The organism is Amycolatopsis solani (assembly GCF_033441515.1).
Lineage (GTDB): Bacteria > Actinomycetota > Actinomycetes > Mycobacteriales > Pseudonocardiaceae > Amycolatopsis > Amycolatopsis solani.
The window spans coordinates 2,452,950-2,470,537 of the sequence record NZ_JAWQJT010000001.1; the positions used below are offsets into that span (position 1 = coordinate 2,452,950).

General features: G+C 71.2%; 17 protein-coding genes and 1 tRNA gene. 7 read left to right on the forward strand and 11 right to left on the reverse strand.

Annotated features, from left to right (window positions below; genetic code table 11):
- The first annotated feature begins 52 nt into the window (after window positions 1-52).
- Complete coding sequence (locus SD460_RS12190; RefSeq protein ID WP_290054177.1) at window positions 53-694, forward strand: NAD(P)-dependent oxidoreductase; 642 nt, start codon at window positions 53-55, stop codon at window positions 692-694.
- On the opposite strand, the gene SD460_RS12195 is transcribed toward SD460_RS12190, so the two are convergent.
- The 5 genes from SD460_RS12195 to SD460_RS12215 all read right to left on the reverse strand — a co-directional run bounded on the left by SD460_RS12195 (window position 688) and on the right by SD460_RS12215 (window position 5,974).
- Window positions 688-1,554 carry a TIGR03621 family F420-dependent LLM class oxidoreductase gene (locus SD460_RS12195; protein WP_290054176.1) on the reverse strand — a complete coding sequence of 289 codons (867 nt, stop codon included), beginning with the start codon at window positions 1,552-1,554 and terminating at the stop codon, window positions 688-690. The genes SD460_RS12190 and SD460_RS12195 overlap by 7 nt on opposite strands.
- 61 nt (window positions 1,555-1,615) lie before the next feature.
- A complete protein-coding gene (locus SD460_RS12200) occupies window positions 1,616-2,596 on the reverse strand; it encodes a ribose-phosphate diphosphokinase (protein WP_290054174.1) in 981 nt (326 codons plus the stop codon).
- Entirely contained in the window at window positions 2,593-4,065 is a 1,473-nt protein-coding gene (gene glmU, locus SD460_RS12205) for a bifunctional UDP-N-acetylglucosamine diphosphorylase/glucosamine-1-phosphate N-acetyltransferase GlmU (RefSeq protein ID WP_290054172.1), read from the reverse strand. The genes SD460_RS12200 and glmU overlap by 4 nt, the downstream gene beginning before the upstream one ends.
- Window positions 4,066-4,113: 48 nt before the next feature.
- On the reverse strand, window positions 4,114-5,868 hold the full coding sequence (locus tag SD460_RS12210; RefSeq protein WP_290054170.1) for a GGDEF domain-containing protein: 1,755 nt from the start codon (window positions 5,866-5,868) through the stop codon (window positions 4,114-4,116).
- A 34-nt stretch (window positions 5,869-5,902) separates the two neighbouring features.
- Window positions 5,903-5,974: transfer RNA gene (locus SD460_RS12215), tRNA-Gln, on the reverse strand.
- 207 nt (window positions 5,975-6,181) lie between these two features.
- Here SD460_RS12215 and SD460_RS12220 point away from each other — a divergent pair.
- Window positions 6,182-7,147, forward strand: coding sequence for an acyl-CoA desaturase (locus SD460_RS12220; protein WP_290054168.1), 966 nt, complete (start codon window positions 6,182-6,184; stop codon window positions 7,145-7,147).
- A gap of 92 nt (window positions 7,148-7,239) precedes the next feature.
- Window positions 7,240-7,833 (forward strand): TetR/AcrR family transcriptional regulator, encoded by a 594-nt coding sequence (locus SD460_RS12225; protein ID WP_155544196.1) that lies wholly within the window; start codon window positions 7,240-7,242, stop codon window positions 7,831-7,833.
- Here the strand turns inward: SD460_RS12225 and SD460_RS12230 are convergent.
- From SD460_RS12230 to SD460_RS12240, 3 genes are read right to left on the reverse strand one after another with little or no spacing between them, the layout of a single operon-like run.
- Entirely contained in the window at window positions 7,830-8,219 is a 390-nt protein-coding gene (locus tag SD460_RS12230; protein WP_290054166.1) for an NUDIX hydrolase, read from the reverse strand. The two genes, SD460_RS12225 and SD460_RS12230, sit on opposite strands and share 4 nt — an antisense overlap.
- On the reverse strand, window positions 8,216-8,608 hold the full coding sequence (locus SD460_RS12235) for an NUDIX hydrolase (RefSeq protein ID WP_318306167.1): 393 nt from the start codon (window positions 8,606-8,608) through the stop codon (window positions 8,216-8,218). The genes SD460_RS12230 and SD460_RS12235 overlap by 4 nt, the downstream gene beginning before the upstream one ends.
- Entirely contained in the window at window positions 8,605-8,913 is a 309-nt protein-coding gene (locus SD460_RS12240) for an isochorismatase family protein (RefSeq protein WP_290054162.1), read from the reverse strand. The genes SD460_RS12235 and SD460_RS12240 overlap by 4 nt, the downstream gene beginning before the upstream one ends.
- A 29-nt stretch (window positions 8,914-8,942) precedes the next feature.
- Here SD460_RS12240 and SD460_RS12245 point away from each other — a divergent pair, with 29 nt between their 5' ends.
- Entirely contained in the window at window positions 8,943-9,662 is a 720-nt protein-coding gene (locus SD460_RS12245) for an SDR family NAD(P)-dependent oxidoreductase (protein WP_290054160.1), read from the forward strand.
- Window positions 9,663-9,891: 229 nt separating this feature from the next.
- Here the strand turns inward: SD460_RS12245 and SD460_RS12250 are convergent, their stop codons facing one another.
- Window positions 9,892-11,073, reverse strand: a complete 1,182-nt coding sequence (locus SD460_RS12250) for a PQQ-dependent sugar dehydrogenase (RefSeq protein WP_318306168.1) — start codon at window positions 11,071-11,073, stop codon at window positions 9,892-9,894.
- 16 nt (window positions 11,074-11,089) lie between these two features.
- A complete protein-coding gene (locus SD460_RS12255) occupies window positions 11,090-11,776 on the reverse strand; it encodes an alpha/beta fold hydrolase (RefSeq protein WP_290054157.1) in 687 nt (228 codons plus the stop codon).
- A 240-nt stretch (window positions 11,777-12,016) separates the two neighbouring features.
- Between SD460_RS12255 and SD460_RS12260 the strand changes: the two genes are divergently transcribed.
- Window positions 12,017-12,220 (forward strand): hypothetical protein, encoded by a 204-nt coding sequence (locus tag SD460_RS12260; RefSeq protein WP_438860588.1) that lies wholly within the window; start codon window positions 12,017-12,019, stop codon window positions 12,218-12,220.
- Here the strand turns inward: SD460_RS12260 and SD460_RS12265 are convergent.
- Window positions 12,196-12,969, reverse strand: a complete 774-nt coding sequence (locus SD460_RS12265) for a helix-turn-helix transcriptional regulator (RefSeq protein WP_290054155.1) — start codon at window positions 12,967-12,969, stop codon at window positions 12,196-12,198. The two genes, SD460_RS12260 and SD460_RS12265, sit on opposite strands and share 25 nt — an antisense overlap.
- A gap of 74 nt (window positions 12,970-13,043) precedes the next feature.
- Between SD460_RS12265 and SD460_RS12270 the strand changes: the two genes are divergently transcribed.
- Together SD460_RS12270 and mfd are read left to right on the forward strand one after the other, a co-directional pair.
- A complete protein-coding gene (locus tag SD460_RS12270; RefSeq protein WP_290054153.1) occupies window positions 13,044-13,967 on the forward strand; it encodes an LLM class flavin-dependent oxidoreductase in 924 nt (307 codons plus the stop codon).
- Window positions 13,968-14,019: 52 nt separating this feature from the next.
- Complete coding sequence (gene mfd, locus SD460_RS12275; protein WP_290054224.1) at window positions 14,020-17,574, forward strand: transcription-repair coupling factor; 3,555 nt, start codon at window positions 14,020-14,022, stop codon at window positions 17,572-17,574.
- Window positions 17,575-17,588 lie beyond the last annotated feature (14 nt).

Genomic DNA, 17,588 nt, shown 5'->3' on the forward strand with positions numbered 1-17,588 from the left:
TCTTCCGTTCCTACGATCGGCCTCGAAAGGCCGAAACGAACGAGGAGATCCAATGGCCAAGCTGGTGGTTTTCGGGGCGACGGGCTACGCGGGCGGCAAGATCAGCGCCGAGGCGCTGCGCCGCGGGCACGAGGTCGTGGGCGTCGCGCGCAACGCGGGTTCGGTGCCCGACGGCGTCGACGAGCGGCAGGGTTCGCTGCACGACGAGGAGTTCGTCGCGCAGGTCGCGAAGGACGCCGACGTGATCGTGGTCGCGACGCCGGCCCGCGCGATCGACGGCAAGAAGCTGATCGACGCCGTGCCCGGGCTGGTCCGCGTCGCGCGCGAGAACGGCGTCCGGCTGTCGTTCGTGGGCGGGGCGTCGAGCCTGCTCGTCGCCGAGGGCGGCCCGCGCCTGTTCGACACCCCGGAGTTCCCGGACGAGTACAAGGAAGAAGCCGGCAACCACGCCGAGGTGCTGTACCTGCTGCGCGAGCAGCCCGAAGACCTCGACTGGTTCTACGTCAGCCCCGCCGCCGAGTTCGGCGCCTGGATCCCGGGCGAGCGCACGGAGAAGTTCCGCATCGGCGGCGACATCCTGCTGACCGACGAGAACGGCAAGTCCGTCATCGGCGGCGACGACTACGCGATCGCGTACGTCGACGAGATCGAGCAGCCGAAGCACAGCCGCGCGCGCTTCACGGTCGCTTACTGAAGTTCGCGGATCACCGGCGCGAAGGTTTCGAGGAACGGCTCGAACACGGTGGTGTACGAGAAGCCGTAGCGTTCGCGCCGCGCCACCAGCTGCCCGGCGATCTCCTCGACCGTGCCCAGCAGGAGCTGCGGCGCGTCGAGGAGCTCGCCGGCGTCGGCCACGGCGCTGCGCTCGGTCTTCTCGTGCCACGCCTCGGCGGCTTTCCGCCGGTCGTCGGTGACCTCGACGTGCTGGACGAGCATGTTGTACTCGACTTCGCGCGCCGCCCTGGCCCGGAAGAACGCGACGCGCTCGTCCATCGCCTCGGCGTTGTCGAGCTTGAAGGTGCCCGGCGGCTTGCCGGGCTGCTGCCGGAGCCCGGCGAACCCGACGACGTCGGCGTGCCGGGCGGCGAGGTCGAGGACGCCGTCGCTGTTGCCCGCGAGCAGCAGCCGGGGCTGGGCGATGCCCTCGTCGTCGAAGTGCTTGCGCAGGTAGCCGATGCTTTCGCCGAGGTAGCCGATGCGCTCCGACGCCTGCTGCCAGGGGAGACCGGCGGCGTCGAACTCGGCTTTCATGTGCCCGGCGCCGAGCCCGAGGTCGAGCCGCCCGTCGAGCAACGCGGCCGTCGAAGAGGCTTCACGCGCGAAGAGCGCGAGGTTGTAGAAGGGCACGTTGGAGACGAGGGTGCCGAGCCGCGGCCGTTCGGTGACGGCGGCGGCCATGGCGAGCACCGGGAACGGCGCGAAGCGGCCGGTACCGAGGTGGTCGGGCACGGTGATGACGTCGTAGCCGAGCTCTTCGGCCCGGCGGCACTTGGCGATCCAGGCGTCCCGGCTGCCGATTTCGCGGAGGCTGACGCCGAACTTGAAGTTCCCCATGCCGGCGACGCTAGCCCTGGGAGCCCCCGCCGGGCGCGGAGTTCGCGCCCGGCGGAAAGCGTCAGGCGTTGCCGTCGAAGAGGGAAGTCACCGAGCCGTCTTCGAAGACCTGCTGAATGGCCTCCGCCAGCATCGGGGCGATCGACAGGACCGTCAGGCCCGGGAACCGCTTCTCCGCCGGGATCGGCAGCGAGTTCGTCACGATGACCTCGCGCGCCTTGCACTGCGAAAGCCGCTCGGTCGCCGGGTCGGAGAGGATGCCGTGGGTGGTCGCGATGACGACGTCGGCCGCGCCCTCGTCGATCAGGGCCTCGGTGGCCTTCACGATCGTGCCGCCGGTGTCGATCATGTCGTCGATCAGGACGCAGAGCTTGCCCTCGACCTTGCCGACCACGCGGTTGGCGACGGCCTGGTTCGGCTTGTCCGGGTCGCGCGTCTTGTGGATGAACGCGATCGGGCGGTCGCCCAGCGTCTGCGCCCACTTCTCGGCCAGCCGCACGCGGCCCGAGTCCGGGGAGACGACCGTGATGTCGGCGTCGCCGTAGGTCTTCTTGATGTGGTCGGCCAGCACGGTCTGCGCCATCAGGTGGTCGACCGGGCCGTCGAAGAAGCCCTGGATCTGCGCGGTGTGCAGGTCGACCGTCATGATCCGGTCGGCGCCCGCGGTCTTGAACAGGTCCGCGATCAGCCGCGCCGAGATCGGCTCGCGGCCCTTGTGCTTCTTGTCCTGGCGCGCGTACGGGTAGAACGGCATCACGACGGTGATCCGCTTCGCGCTCGCCCGCTTGAGCGCGTCCACCATGATCAGCTGCTCCATCACGTACTCGTTGATGGGCGTGGTGTGCGCCTGGATGACGAAGGCGTCGGTGCCGCGGACGGATTCCTCGAACCGGACGAACAGCTCGCCGTTGGCGAACGTGTGCGCCGTCTGCGGGGTGATCGTCACGTTGAGGTGCTCGGCGACCTCTTCGGCGAGCTCCTGGTGCGCGCGTCCGGAGAAGAGCATCAGGTTCTTCTTCGGCGTGCCTTGCTTCGGACTCATGCTGGTGACTCCCCGTCGGTTCCTGCTGCTGTCTCGGCGTCGAGAGCGGCCTGAGCCGCTTCCGCCGCGGGTGTACCCGGCCGGCGCCGGATCGCCCAGCCTTCGATGTTGCGCTGCGGCGGCGCCGACACCGCGAGTGTGCCCGGCGGGACGTCTTCGCGGATCACGGCACCCGCACCACTGTAAGCGCCGTCACCGACCTGCACCGGAGCGACGAACGTGTTGTCCGCGCCCAACCGGACATACGACCCGATAACGGTGCGGTGCTTGTTCACGCCGTCGTAGTTCACGAACACGCTGGAGCAGCCGATGTTGCTGTGCTCGCCGATCGTGGCGTCGCCGACGTAGGTCAGGTGCGGCACCTTCGTGCCGGCCCCGATGTCGGCGGACTTCGTCTCGACGAACGCGCCGAGCTTGCCCTTCTCGCCGAGCTTCGTGCCCGGCCGCAGGTACGTGAAGGGGCCGACGTTGACGCCGTCGCCCAGCTCGGAGTCGGAGCCGTGCACGCGCACCACGGAGGCGCGGGCGCCGATGGTCATGTTCGTCAGCGTGCTGTCCGGCCCGACCGTCGTGCCCTCGCCGACCGACGTGGTGCCCTTCAGCTGCACGCCGGGCTCGATGACGACGTCGCGCGAGAGGGTCACGCCGGCGTCGATCCAGGTCGAGGCCGGGTCGACGACGGTGACGCCTTCGCGCTGCCAGCGCCGCACGATCCGGCGGTTCAGCTCGGCGCCGAGCACCGACAGCTGGACGCGGTCGTTGACGCCCTCGGTCAGCCACGGGTCGTCGACGACCAGCGCGCCGACGTGCAGCCCGTCGCCGTTCGCGATGCCCAGGACGTCGGTGAGGTAGAGCTCGCCCTGTGCGTTGTCGGTCGAGAGGCGCGAGAGGCCGTCGCGCAGCACGGCGGCGTCGAAGGCGTAGACGCCCGAGTTGATCTCGGTGATCTCCGCCTGCTCCGGGGTGGCGTCCTTGTGCTCGACGATCCCGGTGATCTTGCCCGCCGCGTCGCGCACCATGCGGCCGTAGCCGGTCGGGTCGGCGACCACGGCGGTGAGCACGGTGACCGCGTTCTTCGCCTCGGTGTGCTCCTCGAGCAGGGCGCGCAGGGTGCCGGTGTCCAGCAGCGGGACGTCGCCGTAGCTGACGAGGACGGTGCCCGTCAGGTCGGCGGGCAGGGTCGCGAGCGCGCAGGACACGGCGTGGCCGGTGCCCTTCTGCTGGTCCTGCACCGCGGTGCCGACCTCGCGCTCGAGGGCTTGCCCGACCCGCGCCAGGTGCTCCCCGACGGCTTCGCGGCCGTGGCCGACCACGACGACGAGGTGCTCGGGGGACAGGCCGGCGGCGGCGCGGACGGCGTGTTCGACGAGGGGCCGCCCGGCGATCGGGTGCAGCACCTTGGGCGTCGAAGAACGCATGCGGGTGCCTTCACCCGCGGCCAGGATCAACGTGCTCAGCGGGCCGGTCAACGGCGCTCCCAACGGTTACCAATGAATGGCTTCTGTCGGGACACGATCCTAACTGTGCTCTTCGGCGTCCCACGCGGGGTCGGTCGGAGGGGCCTCGTTCGCCCACGCGGCCGCCGGGTCGGCGGCCATCGAGTTCGCCGACGCCACCTGGTTGCCGCCGCCGCGTTTCGCCTGGTACATGGCCGCGTCCGCGCGCGCGAGGACCTGCTCGCCGCGCTCCTGCGGGCGCAGCGAAACGAGCCCGATCGACAGCGTGACGCCGTGTGAGAGGTGGTGCGGCAGGCCTGCGACGGACTTCACGGCGCGGCCGAGCGCCATCTTCGCCGCGGAGGCCGGCGTGCCCGGCAGCAGCACGATGAACTCGTCGCCGCCGTAGCGCGCCACCAGGTCGTCCCCGCGCAGGGCGTCGCGCAGCGTGCTCGCGACGACACGCAGCACGTTGTCGCCTTCGGCGTGCGACTGCTTGTCGTTGACCCCCTTGAAGCCGTCGAGGTCGACCAGCGCGACGGCGAGCGGCTGCGCGTCGGCCGACGAGGCGAGCTGGCGCAGCTTCTCGTCCAGCGCGCGCCGGTTCGGCAGGCCGGTGAGTGGGTCCTGCAGTGCCTGCTGGGTGATGGCGCCGTGCTCGGCGGACAGCCGTTCGTGCTCGCGACGGGCGTTCAGGGTGGCGATCTGCGACTCGCGCAGGCTCCACATCTCGGTCTCGAGCCGGGTCGCGTAGTCGATCAGCGACTGGCTCGCCCCGGACGCGTAGTCCGGGCTGGTGTCGAGGCGGGCCAGCTCGCGGACGATGTTGAGCCGCATCGACGGCTGCGAACTGTCCTCCCGCAACAGGTCGCGGGCCGAGCGCAGCACTTCGAGGGCCTCCTCGCGGCGGCCGCCCTTGTCCAGGCAGCGGGCCAGCGCGATCGCGACGATCTCGCGCTCGCCCGGGTAGCCGGTGCCTTCGTGCAGCTGCCGGAGCCGGTCGATCTGGTCGGTGCTCGGGCTGTGCAGCGCCTGCGCGGCGGCCAGGACGCCGACCTGGTCGACGGCCGAGACGTTCGCCTTCCGCGGGAACAGCGACTCGGTGAACGGGCCCTCCGCGGCGACCGCCATCGACGCGGCCGTGCGGAACTTCTCGGCGCTCTCGTCGTACTCGTCGATGCGCTCCAGGCGCAGGCCCCAGCCGAGCAGCATCTTGACGCGGTTCATCAGCTGCAGCGTGATCTCGTGCGGGCTCGCGCTCTCGCGGATCGCGCTCGCGGCGCGGCCGATGACCTCTTCGGCGGCTTCGTAGACGCCGAGCTGGTTCAGCACGATCCAGCAGTCGTTCAGCGTCGACCACAGCATGCGGTTCCACTGGCGGATGCCGACCTGCCGGTTCGGGATCGCGGAGTCGTCGAGGATCGCCAGCGCGCGGGCGATCTCGGTGAGCGCGGGGTCCTCCTGCGCGGCGATGACCAGCCGGCGCCCGCGCAGCGCGTGCGCGTCGGCCCGCAGCAGCGCCAGGCCGTGCCGCCGGGTGTGCGCGAGCATCTCGTCGAGCCGCGGCTCGGCCTCGGCGGCCAGGCCCCTGGTGATCAGCCGCGCGATGGCGGAGGCGCGCAGCAGCTGCGCGACCATGGTCGGCTCGCCGCGGCGCTGGGTCTCGTCGAGCAGCTCGTCCATCAGTTCGACGATCTGGAGCTGCTGGGTGTACTCCTGCCGTTGGACCGCGGCGATCAGCTCCCGCGCGCGCCCCACCAGCCAGGCGTCGGACATCTCGGCCAGCGCGGGCCGCCTGGCCGCTCCCGGGTCGGTCGCCTCGTCGGTCAGCGCCAACCTCCCGGTGTCGTGGGTTCGGGTCCTTCTGCTGCTCCGCCGCCAGGATTCGAACCTGAACTGTCAGAACCAAAATCTGAAGTGCTGCCGATTACACTACGGCGGATCGAACCTGGTCAGGATAGCGACGATCGGGTGTCGTCCGCGCGGGGGATGCGTTAGCGGCCCGTCCGCCGGGTACTCCACTTCGAACAACCGGTGTGTGGCTTCGGGCACTCCCCATGCACCCGAACCTCCTGTACCGTAACTTACGGCATCGTAGGTTAGGGCACCCTACGTCGAAGGGTCGCCCGCGTAGGAAGAAGTGAAGCGTATGACGGCCACGCTCGACCGCTCTCAGCCCACCGGGGAGCCTCCGGCGCCCAAGGGGCCCAAACCCGTCACCGAAGGCACGCGCGGCATCGGCGTGCAGCTGTCGGTCTACTTCGGCGTGATCGCGCCGCTGGTGGCCCTGCTGGTGGCCGTTCCGTTCGCTTGGGGCTGGGGACTGAGCTGGGTCGACGTCGCCATCTTCGTCGTCTTCTACGCGATCAGCGGGCTCGGCATCACGGTGTCCTACCACCGCTACTTCACGCACGGCTCGTTCAAGGCCAAGCCGTGGCTGCGCGTGCTCATGGCCATCGCGGGCAGCATCGCCCTGCAGGGCCCGGTGATCACCTGGGTCGCCGACCACCGCCGCCACCACGCGTTCTCCGACCGCGACGGCGACCCGCACTCGCCGTGGGCGTTCGGCACCTCGCCGTGGGCCATCGCCAAGGGCTTCTGGCACGCGCACATGGGCTGGCTGTTCGAGCGCGACCAGACCAACGCCGAGCGCTTCGCCCCGGACCTGGTCAAGGACCCGGCGATCAAGAAGGTCGACGACCTGTTCTGGCTCTGGTCGATCGTCAGCCTGGCGCTGCCCGCGTTGCTGGGCGGGCTCATCTCCTGGTCGCTCTGGGGCGCCGTGACGGCGTTCTTCTGGGCGGGCCTGGTGCGCATCTGCGTGCTGCACCACGTGACCTGGTCGGTCAACTCGATCTGCCACATGATCGGCGAGCGCCCGTTCGCCGCCCGCGACAAGTCGGCGAATTTCTGGCCGCTGGCCATCTTCAGCTTCGGCGAGTCGTGGCACAACCTGCACCACGCCGACCCGACGTCCGCGCGCCACGGCGTCAAGCGCGGCCAGATCGACATCTCCGCGCGGCTGATCTGGATCTTCGAGAAGTTCGGCTGGGTGCACGACGTCCGCTGGCCGACCCCGCAGCGCCTGGCCCGTATCGCGACGGAAAAGAGCTAGTCAACTAGGCTGCGACGGTGGCGGGGAGACGGCGGTCCAAACGTGAGCAGGTCACCGGGGCGCGTCCGGTCGCCCCGGTGACGCGCGTCCGGATGACCGGCAGCGAGCGGCGTCAGCAGTTGCTGAACGTGGCTCGGGCGCTGTTCGCCGAAAAGGGTTTCGACGGCACGTCGATCGAGGAGATCGCGCACCGCGCCAACGTGTCGAAACCGGTGGTGTACGAGCACTTCGGCGGCAAAGAGGGCATCTACGCGGTGGTCGTCGACCGCGAAACCCAGCTCCTGCTGGAGCGCATGGTCTCCACGCTGCACGGCGGCCACCCCCGCGTGATGCTCGAACAGGCGGCGACGGCGTTGCTGTCGTACGTCGAGGATTCCCACGACGGTTTCCGCATTCTGGTACGGGACTCGCCGGTGGCGAGTTCGACGGGCACGTTTTCGACGGTGCTGAACGACATCGCGAGCCAGGTCGAGCACATCCTGGCCCAGCAGTTCGCGGCCCGCGGCTACGACGAGAAACTGGCGGCGCTGTACGCACAGGCGCTGGTGGGGATGGTGGCGCTGACCGGCCAGTGGTGGCTGGACGCGCGCAAGCCGAAGCGCGACGAGGTCGCGGCCCACCTGGTGAACCTGGCGTGGAACGGGCTGTCCCACTTGGAGCACAAGCCGAAGCTGCGGCTGGGTTAGCCGAGCTGCCCGATCTCGCGGAGGTGGTCGAAGATGATCTGGTCCACCGCCGAGACCCGGCCGCGGTCGCCGTAGGTAAGCCAGACGACTTCCTCGATCTCGCTGCTGGCCCTGAGCGTTCCCCGGTATTCGGCCGTGTAGCAGGTCATCCGGACCGGGGTGCCCGCGTGGCCGTGCGCTTCCGCTTCGAACACCCCCGCCGGCGCGATCGACTCCGGCGTGATCGCCACGTCGAGTTCTTCGCGGATCTCGCGGACCAGCGTCTCGGCGTCGGTTTCGCCCGGCTCGCGCTTGCCGCCGGGGAGGTAGAACACGTCCTTGCCCCGCGAGCGCGTGCTGAGGATCCGGCCGTCCACCGGGTGCAGCCAGGCGATCTTGTCGATCACCGCAGCTCGCCGGTCTCGTGGAGGTGGTCGAAGACCAGCTGGGCGACCAGGGAAACCCGCGGCCGGTCCTCGTGGGCGAGCCAGGCGATCTCCTCGATCTCGCTGCTGGCCTTGAGCGCTCCCCGGTACTCCGCCGTGTAGGCCGCCGTCCGGACCAGGGTGCCCTCCGCTTTGCCGTGCGCCTGGCCTTCGAACACCCCCGCCGGGGCGATCGAATCCGGCGTGAGCTCGACGTCGAGTTCTTCGCGGATCTCGCGGACCAGCGTCTCGGCGTCGGTTTCGCCCGGCTCACGCTTGCCGCCGGGGAGGTAGAACTTGTCCTTGCCCCGCGAACGCGCGGCCAGTACCCGGCCGTCCACGACGTGCACCCAGGCGACCTTGTCGATCACGCCAACACCTCGTCCGTCGTCATGACCGTGCCGAGCCGCGGGAAGATCTTCGTGATCGCGTTCTCGTGCGAGATCTCGGAAAGCGCTGTCATCGCGTCGAAGACCAGTTCGTTGCCTGGCGGGTTGTCCGGCCGCGACACCTTCACGATCACGACCGGCGCGCCGGCGTCGCGGAAGGCGTCCCGCAGGCGCAGGGCGTTCGCGACGACGTCTTCGCCGCGGTACGGCGTGGTCGGCAAGGCCACGATCCGCTCCTGCAGGTCGACGAGCACGAGCGCGGCCGTGGCGGGATCGATCTCGGTCATGCCCCGATCCTAGGCACTAGGGTCGGGGCATGGGGACAACCAGGGAAGTCGTGGTGACCGGCGGCGGCACGGGCATCGGCTACGCGGTCGCGGCCGCGTTCGCCGGCGAGCGCGTCACGATCACCGGCCGCCGTGAGCAGGTGCTGACCGAGGCCGCGACGCTGCTGGGCGCGCGGCCCGTCGTGTTCGACGCCGCCGATCCCGCGGCCGTCGAAGCCGCACTGGCGGAGTTGCCGGACCGCGTCGACGTGCTCGTCAACAACGCCGGCGGCAACACGGACTTCCTCGACGCGGAGGGGGACGGGCTCGCCGGCTTCGCGGCCGCGTTCGAGCGCAACCTCCGGTCCAATGTGGTCAGTGCCGCACTGGTGACGCACGCGCTGCGCGAGCGCTTCGCCGACGGCGCCCGGATCGTGACGATCGGCTCGATCGCCGCCCACACCGGCGCCGGGTCGTACGGCGCCGCGAAGGCCGCGGTCGAGGGCTGGAACGTGAGCGTGGCCAGGGAGTTCGGCTCGCGCGGGATCACCGCGAACGTCGTCGCGCCCGGACTGATCGGCGACACCGAGTTCTTCCACGGGCAGCTCAGCGACCGCCGTCGCGAGTGGCTGGTCGGCAACACGATGAACAAGCGACCGGGCACGCCGGAAGACGTGGCCGCGGTGGTGGCGTTCCTGGCGAGCCCCGCCGCCGGGCACGTCACCGGCCAGGTGGTGCACGTCAACGGCGGGGCCCACCTGGGCAACTAGCGGCTCGTCGGGCCCCAGGCCGGGGCGCGGTGGCTGGAGGCCGGTCCCCGATCGCCAGGTCGGCGATGGCGCCCGGGGACCGGCGCGGTGCTGCCGCGGGAACGCTATCTTCGGACCGCGTCCAACACGCGTAGGGGCGGGCGAAAACTCTTGGTACGAACTATGTTCCGCGATCCAGCGGCCGGGCGGAAGTGTTCCGGGCACCGGCTCGGTGTGTTTTTTTCACGGGTCAGGCGGGGGTGACCTTCAACAGCTTGTCGTCACTGCCGTCCGAAGTCGTCACGTACAGGGCGCCGTCCGGGCCGGTGCGGGCGGCTCGGAGGCGGCCGAACTTGTCGTCGAACTCGGGAGGCAGCGTGACGTCCAGGACCTTGCCCGCCGGGTCCAAGTGGTACAGCAGGAGCTTCTGGCCCTTCAGCGCCACCACGACCAGCGCGCCGTCGTTCGGGCCCCATTGGGTGCCGGTCAGGAAGGCGTCGCCGCTGATGGCCTCGGTGATCTTGCCGGAGGTCCACAGTGGACTGACCGCGTCCGGGAAGCGCTTGAGGTCGGTCATCGGGACGCTCTCGTCGTAGCTCGAGTCCGTGCCGCCCTTCGAGGGGTCCCAGCCGTAGTTGGCGCCCGGTTCGAGGAGGTTGACCTCGTCGTCGAACGTCGGGCCGTGCTCGGCGGTGATCACCTGGCCGCTGCCCGGGCGGATCGCCACGCCCTGGACGTTGCGGTGGCCGTAGGTGTAGATCAGCCGCTCGCGCGGGTCGGACGACGTGATGAACGGGTTGTCCGGCAACGGGTTCCCGGTCTTCGCGTCCAGCCGCAGGACCTTGCCACCGAGGGAGTGGCGGTCCTGGGAGATCGGGGCGCGGGCGGTGTCGCCGGTACCGACCAGCAGAGCGCCGTCCGGGGCGAACGTCGGGCGGCAGCCGGAGTGGCGGCCGCTGGGGTTGACCGGCAGGCCGGTCAGCAGGTCCTTCACCTTGGTCGCGCTCGCGCCGTCCTCGGCCAGCTTCCAGGTGACCAGCCGGATGTCGACGGCCTTGCCGCCTTCCTGGTGGTCCTGGCACGTGATGAACTCGCGGCTGGTGGCGAAGTCCGGGCTGACGACCATGCCGAGCAGCCCGCCTTCGCCCTTGACCAGGACGTCGGAGAAGTCGGCGCGGACCTCGGCCGCCTTCCCGTCGCGGACCAGCGCGAGCTTGCCGGGCCGCTGCGGGACGAGGATGCCGCCGTCGGGCAGGAACCCGATGTCCCAGCCGTGCTCGAGCCCGGCCGTCACCGTCTCGACCTTGAACTTCCCGCTCGCGGCCGCCGGTGTCGTCGCGGGCGCGACGCTCTGGACCGGCTCGCTCGCCGCCCCCGAACAGCCCGCGACCAGCACGGACACCACACCGATGAGACCCAGCACACGCCGCATAGGACTCATCCTGCCATCAACCGGTGAAATCGCCGTTCGCCACCGCGCGCGTCAGGAACTCCAGGGCGCCCGCGTCCGGGAGGTAGTGCCCGGTGCCCGGGAGCAGGTCGACCTCGGCGCCGAACGCCTCGAGCCGCCGCTTCGTCGTCGCGGAGTCGACCATGGCGTCGTCCGCCCCGACGACCGCGTACACCGGCATGGTCAGCCGGCCCAGTGCCGCGTCGCCGAAGACCGGGAACGGGCCGGTGCGGTACCGGTAGTTCGCCGACACGAGCAGCTGGTGCTCGACGATCGGCGACGACGCCGGCTCGCCCAGCGTGTCCGCCATCGCCTTCCGCCGCCCCTTCTCACCCAGCAGGGCCAGTAGCACCGATTTGACGACGAACGCCTTCTTCATCGGGCCCAGCCCGACCGGGCACTGCAGGGCGAGCGCCGCGACGCGCGCGGGCCGGCGGGTCGCGTGGTCGAGGGCGAGCCAGCCGCCGAACGACGACGCCAGGAACGCCGCCCGGTCCACCGCGAAGTGATCGAGCACCGCGTCCAGCCACGCCGCGTACCGGTCGCCGTCGAGCGGCGGCCGCGTCTCGGCGCTCATTCCCGGCTCGCCGATGACGTCGACGGCGTACACCCGGAACGTTCCGATCAGCGCGGGCAGCCGCCCGGCCCACTCCGCCGAGTTGCTCCCTGAGCCGTGCAGGAGCACCAGTGGCGGCGCGCTCCCCGGCCGGACACCAGCACGAACGTCTCGCCCTCCGGCGTCGGCACGCGCACTTCCTCATGGGGGACGGGCCAGGTACCCGGCCGCACCAGTCCGGACTCGTAGGCGAACACCACCGCGTGCACCGCTTCGCAGTCGTGGAGCGCACTCCGGTGGTCTGGGGCAACCTGCCGCCCGCGTTCGTCTACCGCGCGGCGCTCCCGGTCACGGCGGGGAGGGCCCGGCGTGGAAAGCCTGCTACGGCCGCTGCTTGACGCGCCCGCGGTGGTCGCGGGCCGCTGCCTGGTGGGGCTGCGGACGCTGGTGCCGCGGGTCGCGGGCTCGGCGGCCATGCCGTACCGCCGGTTCGCGGCGGGGAGCGTCATGGCGGCGGTGCTGTGGGCGGGCGCGGAACTGCTGGTGGGTCACACGACGGCGCTGGTGCTCTGAAGCCGCTGCGCGGTTTCGGCGTCCGCGGGCAGGAACGTCTCCAGCTTCAGCTCCGACACCGTGACGTCCGCCGCCGTCGCGAACGTGGTGATCGCCGTGATCAGCCGCAGCTCGCCGGCCGAGCTGGCCAGCCGGACCGGCACCGCGAACCCGAGGTGCTCCGGCCCCGGCGCGGCCGCCGGCGGCAGGTAGCCCTCCAGCTCGGCGAGCTGGGCGGCCAGCCGCTCGTCCGGGAGGCGGGCCAGGTCGTTGCGGAGGCGTTCGAGGATGTGCCGCGCCCAGTCGTCGAGGTTGCGCACGCGCGGCGCCATCCCGCGCGGGTGCAGTGCGAGCCGCAGCGTGTCCACCGGTTCTTCGAGCAGTTCCGGCGCGACGCCCTCGGTGAGCAGCGAGAAGGCGTCGTTCTTCGCGACGAGCACGCCGTAGCGGTCGACGACGAGCGCGGGGTAGGGGCGATGGCCGTCGAGCAGCCGCCGCAGCCCGTCGAGCACCGGCCGGATCGCCGGGTCGTCGAGCCGCGTCTCGGGGTACGACGGCGCGAAACCCGCGGCGTGCAGCAGGCCGTTGCGCTCTCGCAGCGGCAGTTCGAGGGACTCGGCGACGCGCAGCACCATGCCGCGGCCGGGGAGTGAGCGCCCGCTCTCCATGAAACTCACGTGCCGCTGCGTGGTCCCGGCCCGCAACGCCAGGTCGAGCTGGCTGAGGTGCCGTCGCGTGCGCCAGTCCTTGAGCGCCGTTCCGAAGTTCACGCGCCCATCCTGCTCGGCCGCGCCATTCCCCGTGGGGAATTGAGGGCATACCCCGTTTTCGCGACGCTTCGGCCATGACGAAATACGGCCTGGTCGTGCCGACCTACCAGCCCATCCTCGACGCCGGGCGGACCGCGCCCGAGCTGGTCGGCGTCGCCGTCGAAGCGGAACGCCTCGGCCTCGACTCGGTGTGGGTCGGCGACACCCTCGCGCGGGCACCCCTCGACGCGTTGACCGTGCTCGCCGCCTTCGCTGCCCGGACCTCGCGGGTGACGCTGGGGACGGCCGCGCTGCTCCCGGCGTTGCGGAACCCGATCCTGACGGCGAACCAGCTGCTTTCCCTCGACCTGCTCAGCGAAGGCAGGCTCACGGTGGCGGTCGGCGCCGGGTTCGCCGGGCGCAGCGAGCCGGAGTTCGCGTTCGCGGGCGTCCCGTGGGAGCGGCGGCGGGCCCGCCTGGACGACATCGTGGGCCTGTGGCGGGCGGCGTGGCGCGGTGAGAAGTCGTTCCACGGCGAGGTGCTGCACCACGACTCGCTGCCCGCGTTCCCCCTGCCCGCGCGGGACGGCGGCCCGCCGGTGTGGCTGGCCGCGTACACGCCGGGGGCGCTGGAGCGGATCGGACGGCTTTACGACGGCTGGCTGCCGTACCCGCCGGACCCCGCGGACTACGGGTCCGGCCTGGCCCGGATCCGCGCGCGGGCGACGCGGCCGGTGACCCCGGCCCTGTTCGCGACGGTCCTGATCGAGGACGATCCCGGCCGCGGGCGGGCACTGCTGGAGGAGTACTGCCACCGCAACTACGGGATGCCCGCCGACTTCGTGCAGGGGATCCAGCTGCAGGTGTGCGGGAGCGCCGCGGAGGTCGCTTCGCGGCTGCGGGAGTACGAAGGCGCGGAGCACTTCCTGCTGCGCATCGCGAGCACCGACCCGAAGGTCTTCGACGTGCAGCTGACCCGGGTCGCGGAGGTGGTGGAACTGCTGCGTGACCAGCCGTGATCGGAAACCTGTCGGGGGTGGCACGTAGGCTGGGACGGTGACCGAAGCTCCACTGTCCGGACTCCTCACCGCCATCCTTCCCGACCCGGCGCTGCGCGGCGTGGTCGAGCGCGCCGGCGCGCCGCTGCTCGAACTGCAGGGCCCGATCGCCGCCCGGCAGCTCGTCGCCGCCGCCCTCGCGGCGGACGACGGGGCGGGCAAACCCGTGCTCGCCGTGACCGCCACCGGTCGCGAGGCCGACGAGCTGACCGCGTCGCTCGGCGCGATGCTGGGCGCGAGCAGAGTCGCCGACTTCCCGAGCTGGGAGACGCTCCCGCACGAGCGGCTCTCGCCCCGCGCGGACACCGTCGGGCGCCGCCTGGAGGTGCTGCACCGGCTGAAGACCGGGGACGACTCCCTGCGCGTCGTCGTCGCGACCGTCCGCAGCCTGATCCAGCCGATGGCGCCCGGGCTCGGCTCGCTGAAGCCGATCGACCTCGTCGTCGGCGAGGAGGAGCCGTTCGAGGAACTGCTCGAACGGCTCGTCGAGCTGGCGTACGTCCGCGTGGACATGGTCGAGAAGCGCGGCGAGTTCGCCGTCCGCGGCGGCATCCTCGACCTGTTCGGGCCGACCGCGCAGCACCCCGTCCGCGTCGAGTTCTGGGGCGACGAGGTCAGCGAGATCCGCGCGTTCGCCGTCTCCGACCAGCGGTCGCTGCCCGGCGAGATCCCGCGCGTCACCGCGCCGCCGTGCCGCGAGCTGCTGCTCACCGCGCCGGTCAAGGAGAAGGCCGCGGAGCTGGCGAAAACGTACGAAGCGGACGCGCACCTGGCCGAAATGCTCACCAAGCTGGCCGACGGCATCCCGGTCGAGGGCATGGAGGCGCTCATCCCGGTCCTCTGCGAAGGCGAGCTGGAGCTGCTCACCGACGCGATGCCGGTCGGCGCGCACGTGCTGCTCACCGACCCGGAGAAGATCCGCGCCCGCGCCGCCGACCTCGTCCGCACCGGCCAGGAGTTCCTCGAAGCGTCCTGGACGACGGCCGCGGCGGGCGGGCAGGCCCCGATCGACCTGGGCGCGTCCGCCTACCGCGGGCTCGACGAGATCGCGTCGCACGCGCAGGACACCAAGCGCGCCTGGTGGACCCTCACCCAGCTGACCAGCGAAGACCCGGACGTCTACCGCGTCGCGATCGAGGCCGCGCCCGCCTACCGCGGCGAGCTCGAACGCGCGACGACGGACCTGCGCGCGCACATCGCGGCGGGCGGCACGGCGGTGCTCGTCGTCGCCGGCCACGGCACCGCGGCGCGCGCGGTCGAGCAGTTCTCGGCCGCCGACGTCCCGGCCGCCTTGGCGGGCGACGGCCTCACCGGCGTGCCGGCGGCGGGCCTCGTCACAGTCACGTGCGGCGGCTTGACCGACGGCTTCATCTCCCCGGAGCGCGCGCTGGTCGTGCTCACCGAGGCGGACCTGACCGGCCGCGGTTCCGGCGCCGGAACGTCCACAAAGGACCTCACGGCCAAGATGCCGTCCCGGCGGCGCAACGCCGTCGACCCGCTCGCGCTGAAGGCCGGCGACTACGTCGTGCACGAGCAGCACGGCATCGGCCGGTTCGTCGAGATGGTGCAGCGGACGGTCGCCGGCGCCACCCGCGAGTACCTGCTGCTGGAGTACGGCTCGTCCAAGCGCGGGCACCCGGGCGACCGGCTGTTCGTCCCGACCGACCAGCTCGACGAGGTGTCCAAGTACGTCGGCGGCGAGCTGCCGACACTGAACAAGCTCGGCGGCTCCGACTGGAAGAACACCAAGGCCAGGGCCAAGAAGGCGGTCAAGGAGATCGCCGCCGAGCTGGTGCAGCTCTACGCCGCGCGGCAGGCCGCCCCGGGGCACGCGTTCGGCCCGGACACGCCGTGGCAGGGCGAGCTGGAGGACGCCTTCCCGTTCACCGAGACGAACGACCAGCTGGCCGCGATCGACGAGGTCAAGTCCGACATGGAACGCGGCGTCCCGATGGACCGCGTCATCTGCGGCGACGTCGGTTACGGCAAGACGGAGATCGCGGTGCGGGCGGCGTTCAAGGCGGTGCAGGACGGCAAGCAGGTCGCCGTCCTCGTCCCGACGACGCTGCTGGCCCAGCAGCACCTGAACACCTTCCAGGAGCGGATGCGCTCGTTCCCGGTGACGATCAAGGGCCTGTCCCGCTTCACGAACAAGTCCGAGTCGGACGTCATCTTGGAACAGCTCGCCGCCGGCGAGGTCGACATCGTGATCGGCACGCACCGCCTGCTGCAGACCGGCATCCGCTACAAGGACCTCGGGCTCGTGATCGTCGACGAGGAGCAGCGCTTCGGCGTCGAGCACAAGGAGCACATCAAGGCGCTGCGCACGCACGTCGACGTGCTCACCATGTCGGCGACGCCGATCCCGCGCACGCTGGAGATGTCGCTGGCCGGCATCCGCGAGATGTCGACGATCCTGACCCCGCCGGAAGACCGCCACCCGATCCTGACCTACGTCGGCGCGTACGACGACAAGCAGGTCGGCGCGGCCATCCGCCGCGAACTGCTGCGTGACGGCCAGGTCTTCTACGTCCACAACCGCGTCTCCTCGATCGAGAAGGCGGCGCGGCACATCCGCGAGCTGGTGCCGGAGGCGCGCGTCGTCACCGCGCACGGCCAGATGAACGAGGACAAGCTCGAGAAGATCATCCAGGGTTTCTGGGAGAACGAGTACGACGTCCTGGTGTGCACCACGATCGTCGAGACCGGGCTGGACATCTCGAACGCGAACACGCTGCTGGTCGAACGCGGTGACCTGCTCGGGCTGGCCCAGCTGCACCAGCTGCGCGGCCGCGTCGGCCGTGGCCGCGACCGCGGGTACGCGTACTTCCTGTACCCACCGGAGGCCCCGCTGACGGAGACGGCGCACGACCGGCTGGCGACGATCGCGCAGAACACCGAACTGGGCGCGGGCATGGCGGTCGCGATGAAGGACCTCGAGATCCGCGGCGCGGGCAACATCCTCGGCGCGGAGCAGTCCGGGCACATCGCGGGTGTCGGGTTCGACCTCTACGTGCGGTTGGTCGGCGAAGCGGTCGACGCGTTCCGCAGGCACGCGGGCGCGGAGCCGGCGGAGGACGAGGAGATGGCCGACGTCCGCGTCGACCTCCCGATCGACGCCCACATCCCGCACGACTACGTCCCGGGTGAGCGCCTGCGGCTGGAGGCGTACCGCAAGATCGCGGCGGCGCCGGACGCCGAAGGCCTCGACGCCGTGCGCGAGGAGCTGATCGACCGCTACGGCCAGCCGCCGGCCCCGGTCACCCGGCTGCTGGCGGTGGCGAAGTTCCGCCACACGTGCCGCGAGGCGGGCGTGACGGAGGTGGCGGTCCAGGGCAACACCATCCGCTTCGCGCCGTTGCCGCTGGCCGATTCGCAGCTGGTGCGCCTGAAGCGGCTGTACCCGAAGGCGGTGTACAAGGCGGTGACGAACACGGTGTCGGTGCCGAAGCCGACCGAGGGCCCGGCGGGCGGCCGGATCGGCGCGCCGACGTTGCGGGACGTGGAACTGCTGGACTGGTGCGCGAAACTGCTGGCGCAGCTGACCAAGAAACCCGCGGCGGTGTAGTGCAGCGGACTTGG

What these genes read in the sequence shown, in the direction of transcription:
- SD460_RS12245 (WP_290054160.1), top strand. Translation starts at nt 8,943, where the DNA reads ATGGGGACAACCAGGGAAGTCGTGGTGACCGGCGGCGGCACGGGCATC.
- SD460_RS12225 (WP_155544196.1), top strand. Translation starts at nt 7,240, where the DNA reads ATGACCGGCAGCGAGCGGCGTCAGCAGTTGCTGAACGTGGCTCGGGCG.
- SD460_RS12200 (WP_290054174.1), bottom strand. Translation starts at nt 2,596, where the DNA reads ATGAGTCCGAAGCAAGGCACGCCGAAGAAGAACCTGATGCTCTTCTCC.
- SD460_RS12250 (WP_318306168.1), bottom strand. Translation starts at nt 11,073, where the DNA reads ATGCGGCGTGTGCTGGGTCTCATCGGTGTGGTGTCCGTGCTGGTCGCG.
- SD460_RS12270 (WP_290054153.1), top strand. Translation starts at nt 13,044, where the DNA reads ATGACGAAATACGGCCTGGTCGTGCCGACCTACCAGCCCATCCTCGAC.
- SD460_RS12195 (WP_290054176.1), bottom strand. Translation starts at nt 1,554, where the DNA reads ATGGGGAACTTCAAGTTCGGCGTCAGCCTCCGCGAAATCGGCAGCCGG.
- SD460_RS12190 (WP_290054177.1), top strand. Translation starts at nt 53, where the DNA reads ATGGCCAAGCTGGTGGTTTTCGGGGCGACGGGCTACGCGGGCGGCAAG.
- SD460_RS12240 (WP_290054162.1), bottom strand. Translation starts at nt 8,913, where the DNA reads ATGACCGAGATCGATCCCGCCACGGCCGCGCTCGTGCTCGTCGACCTG.
- SD460_RS12220 (WP_290054168.1), top strand. Translation starts at nt 6,182, where the DNA reads ATGACGGCCACGCTCGACCGCTCTCAGCCCACCGGGGAGCCTCCGGCG.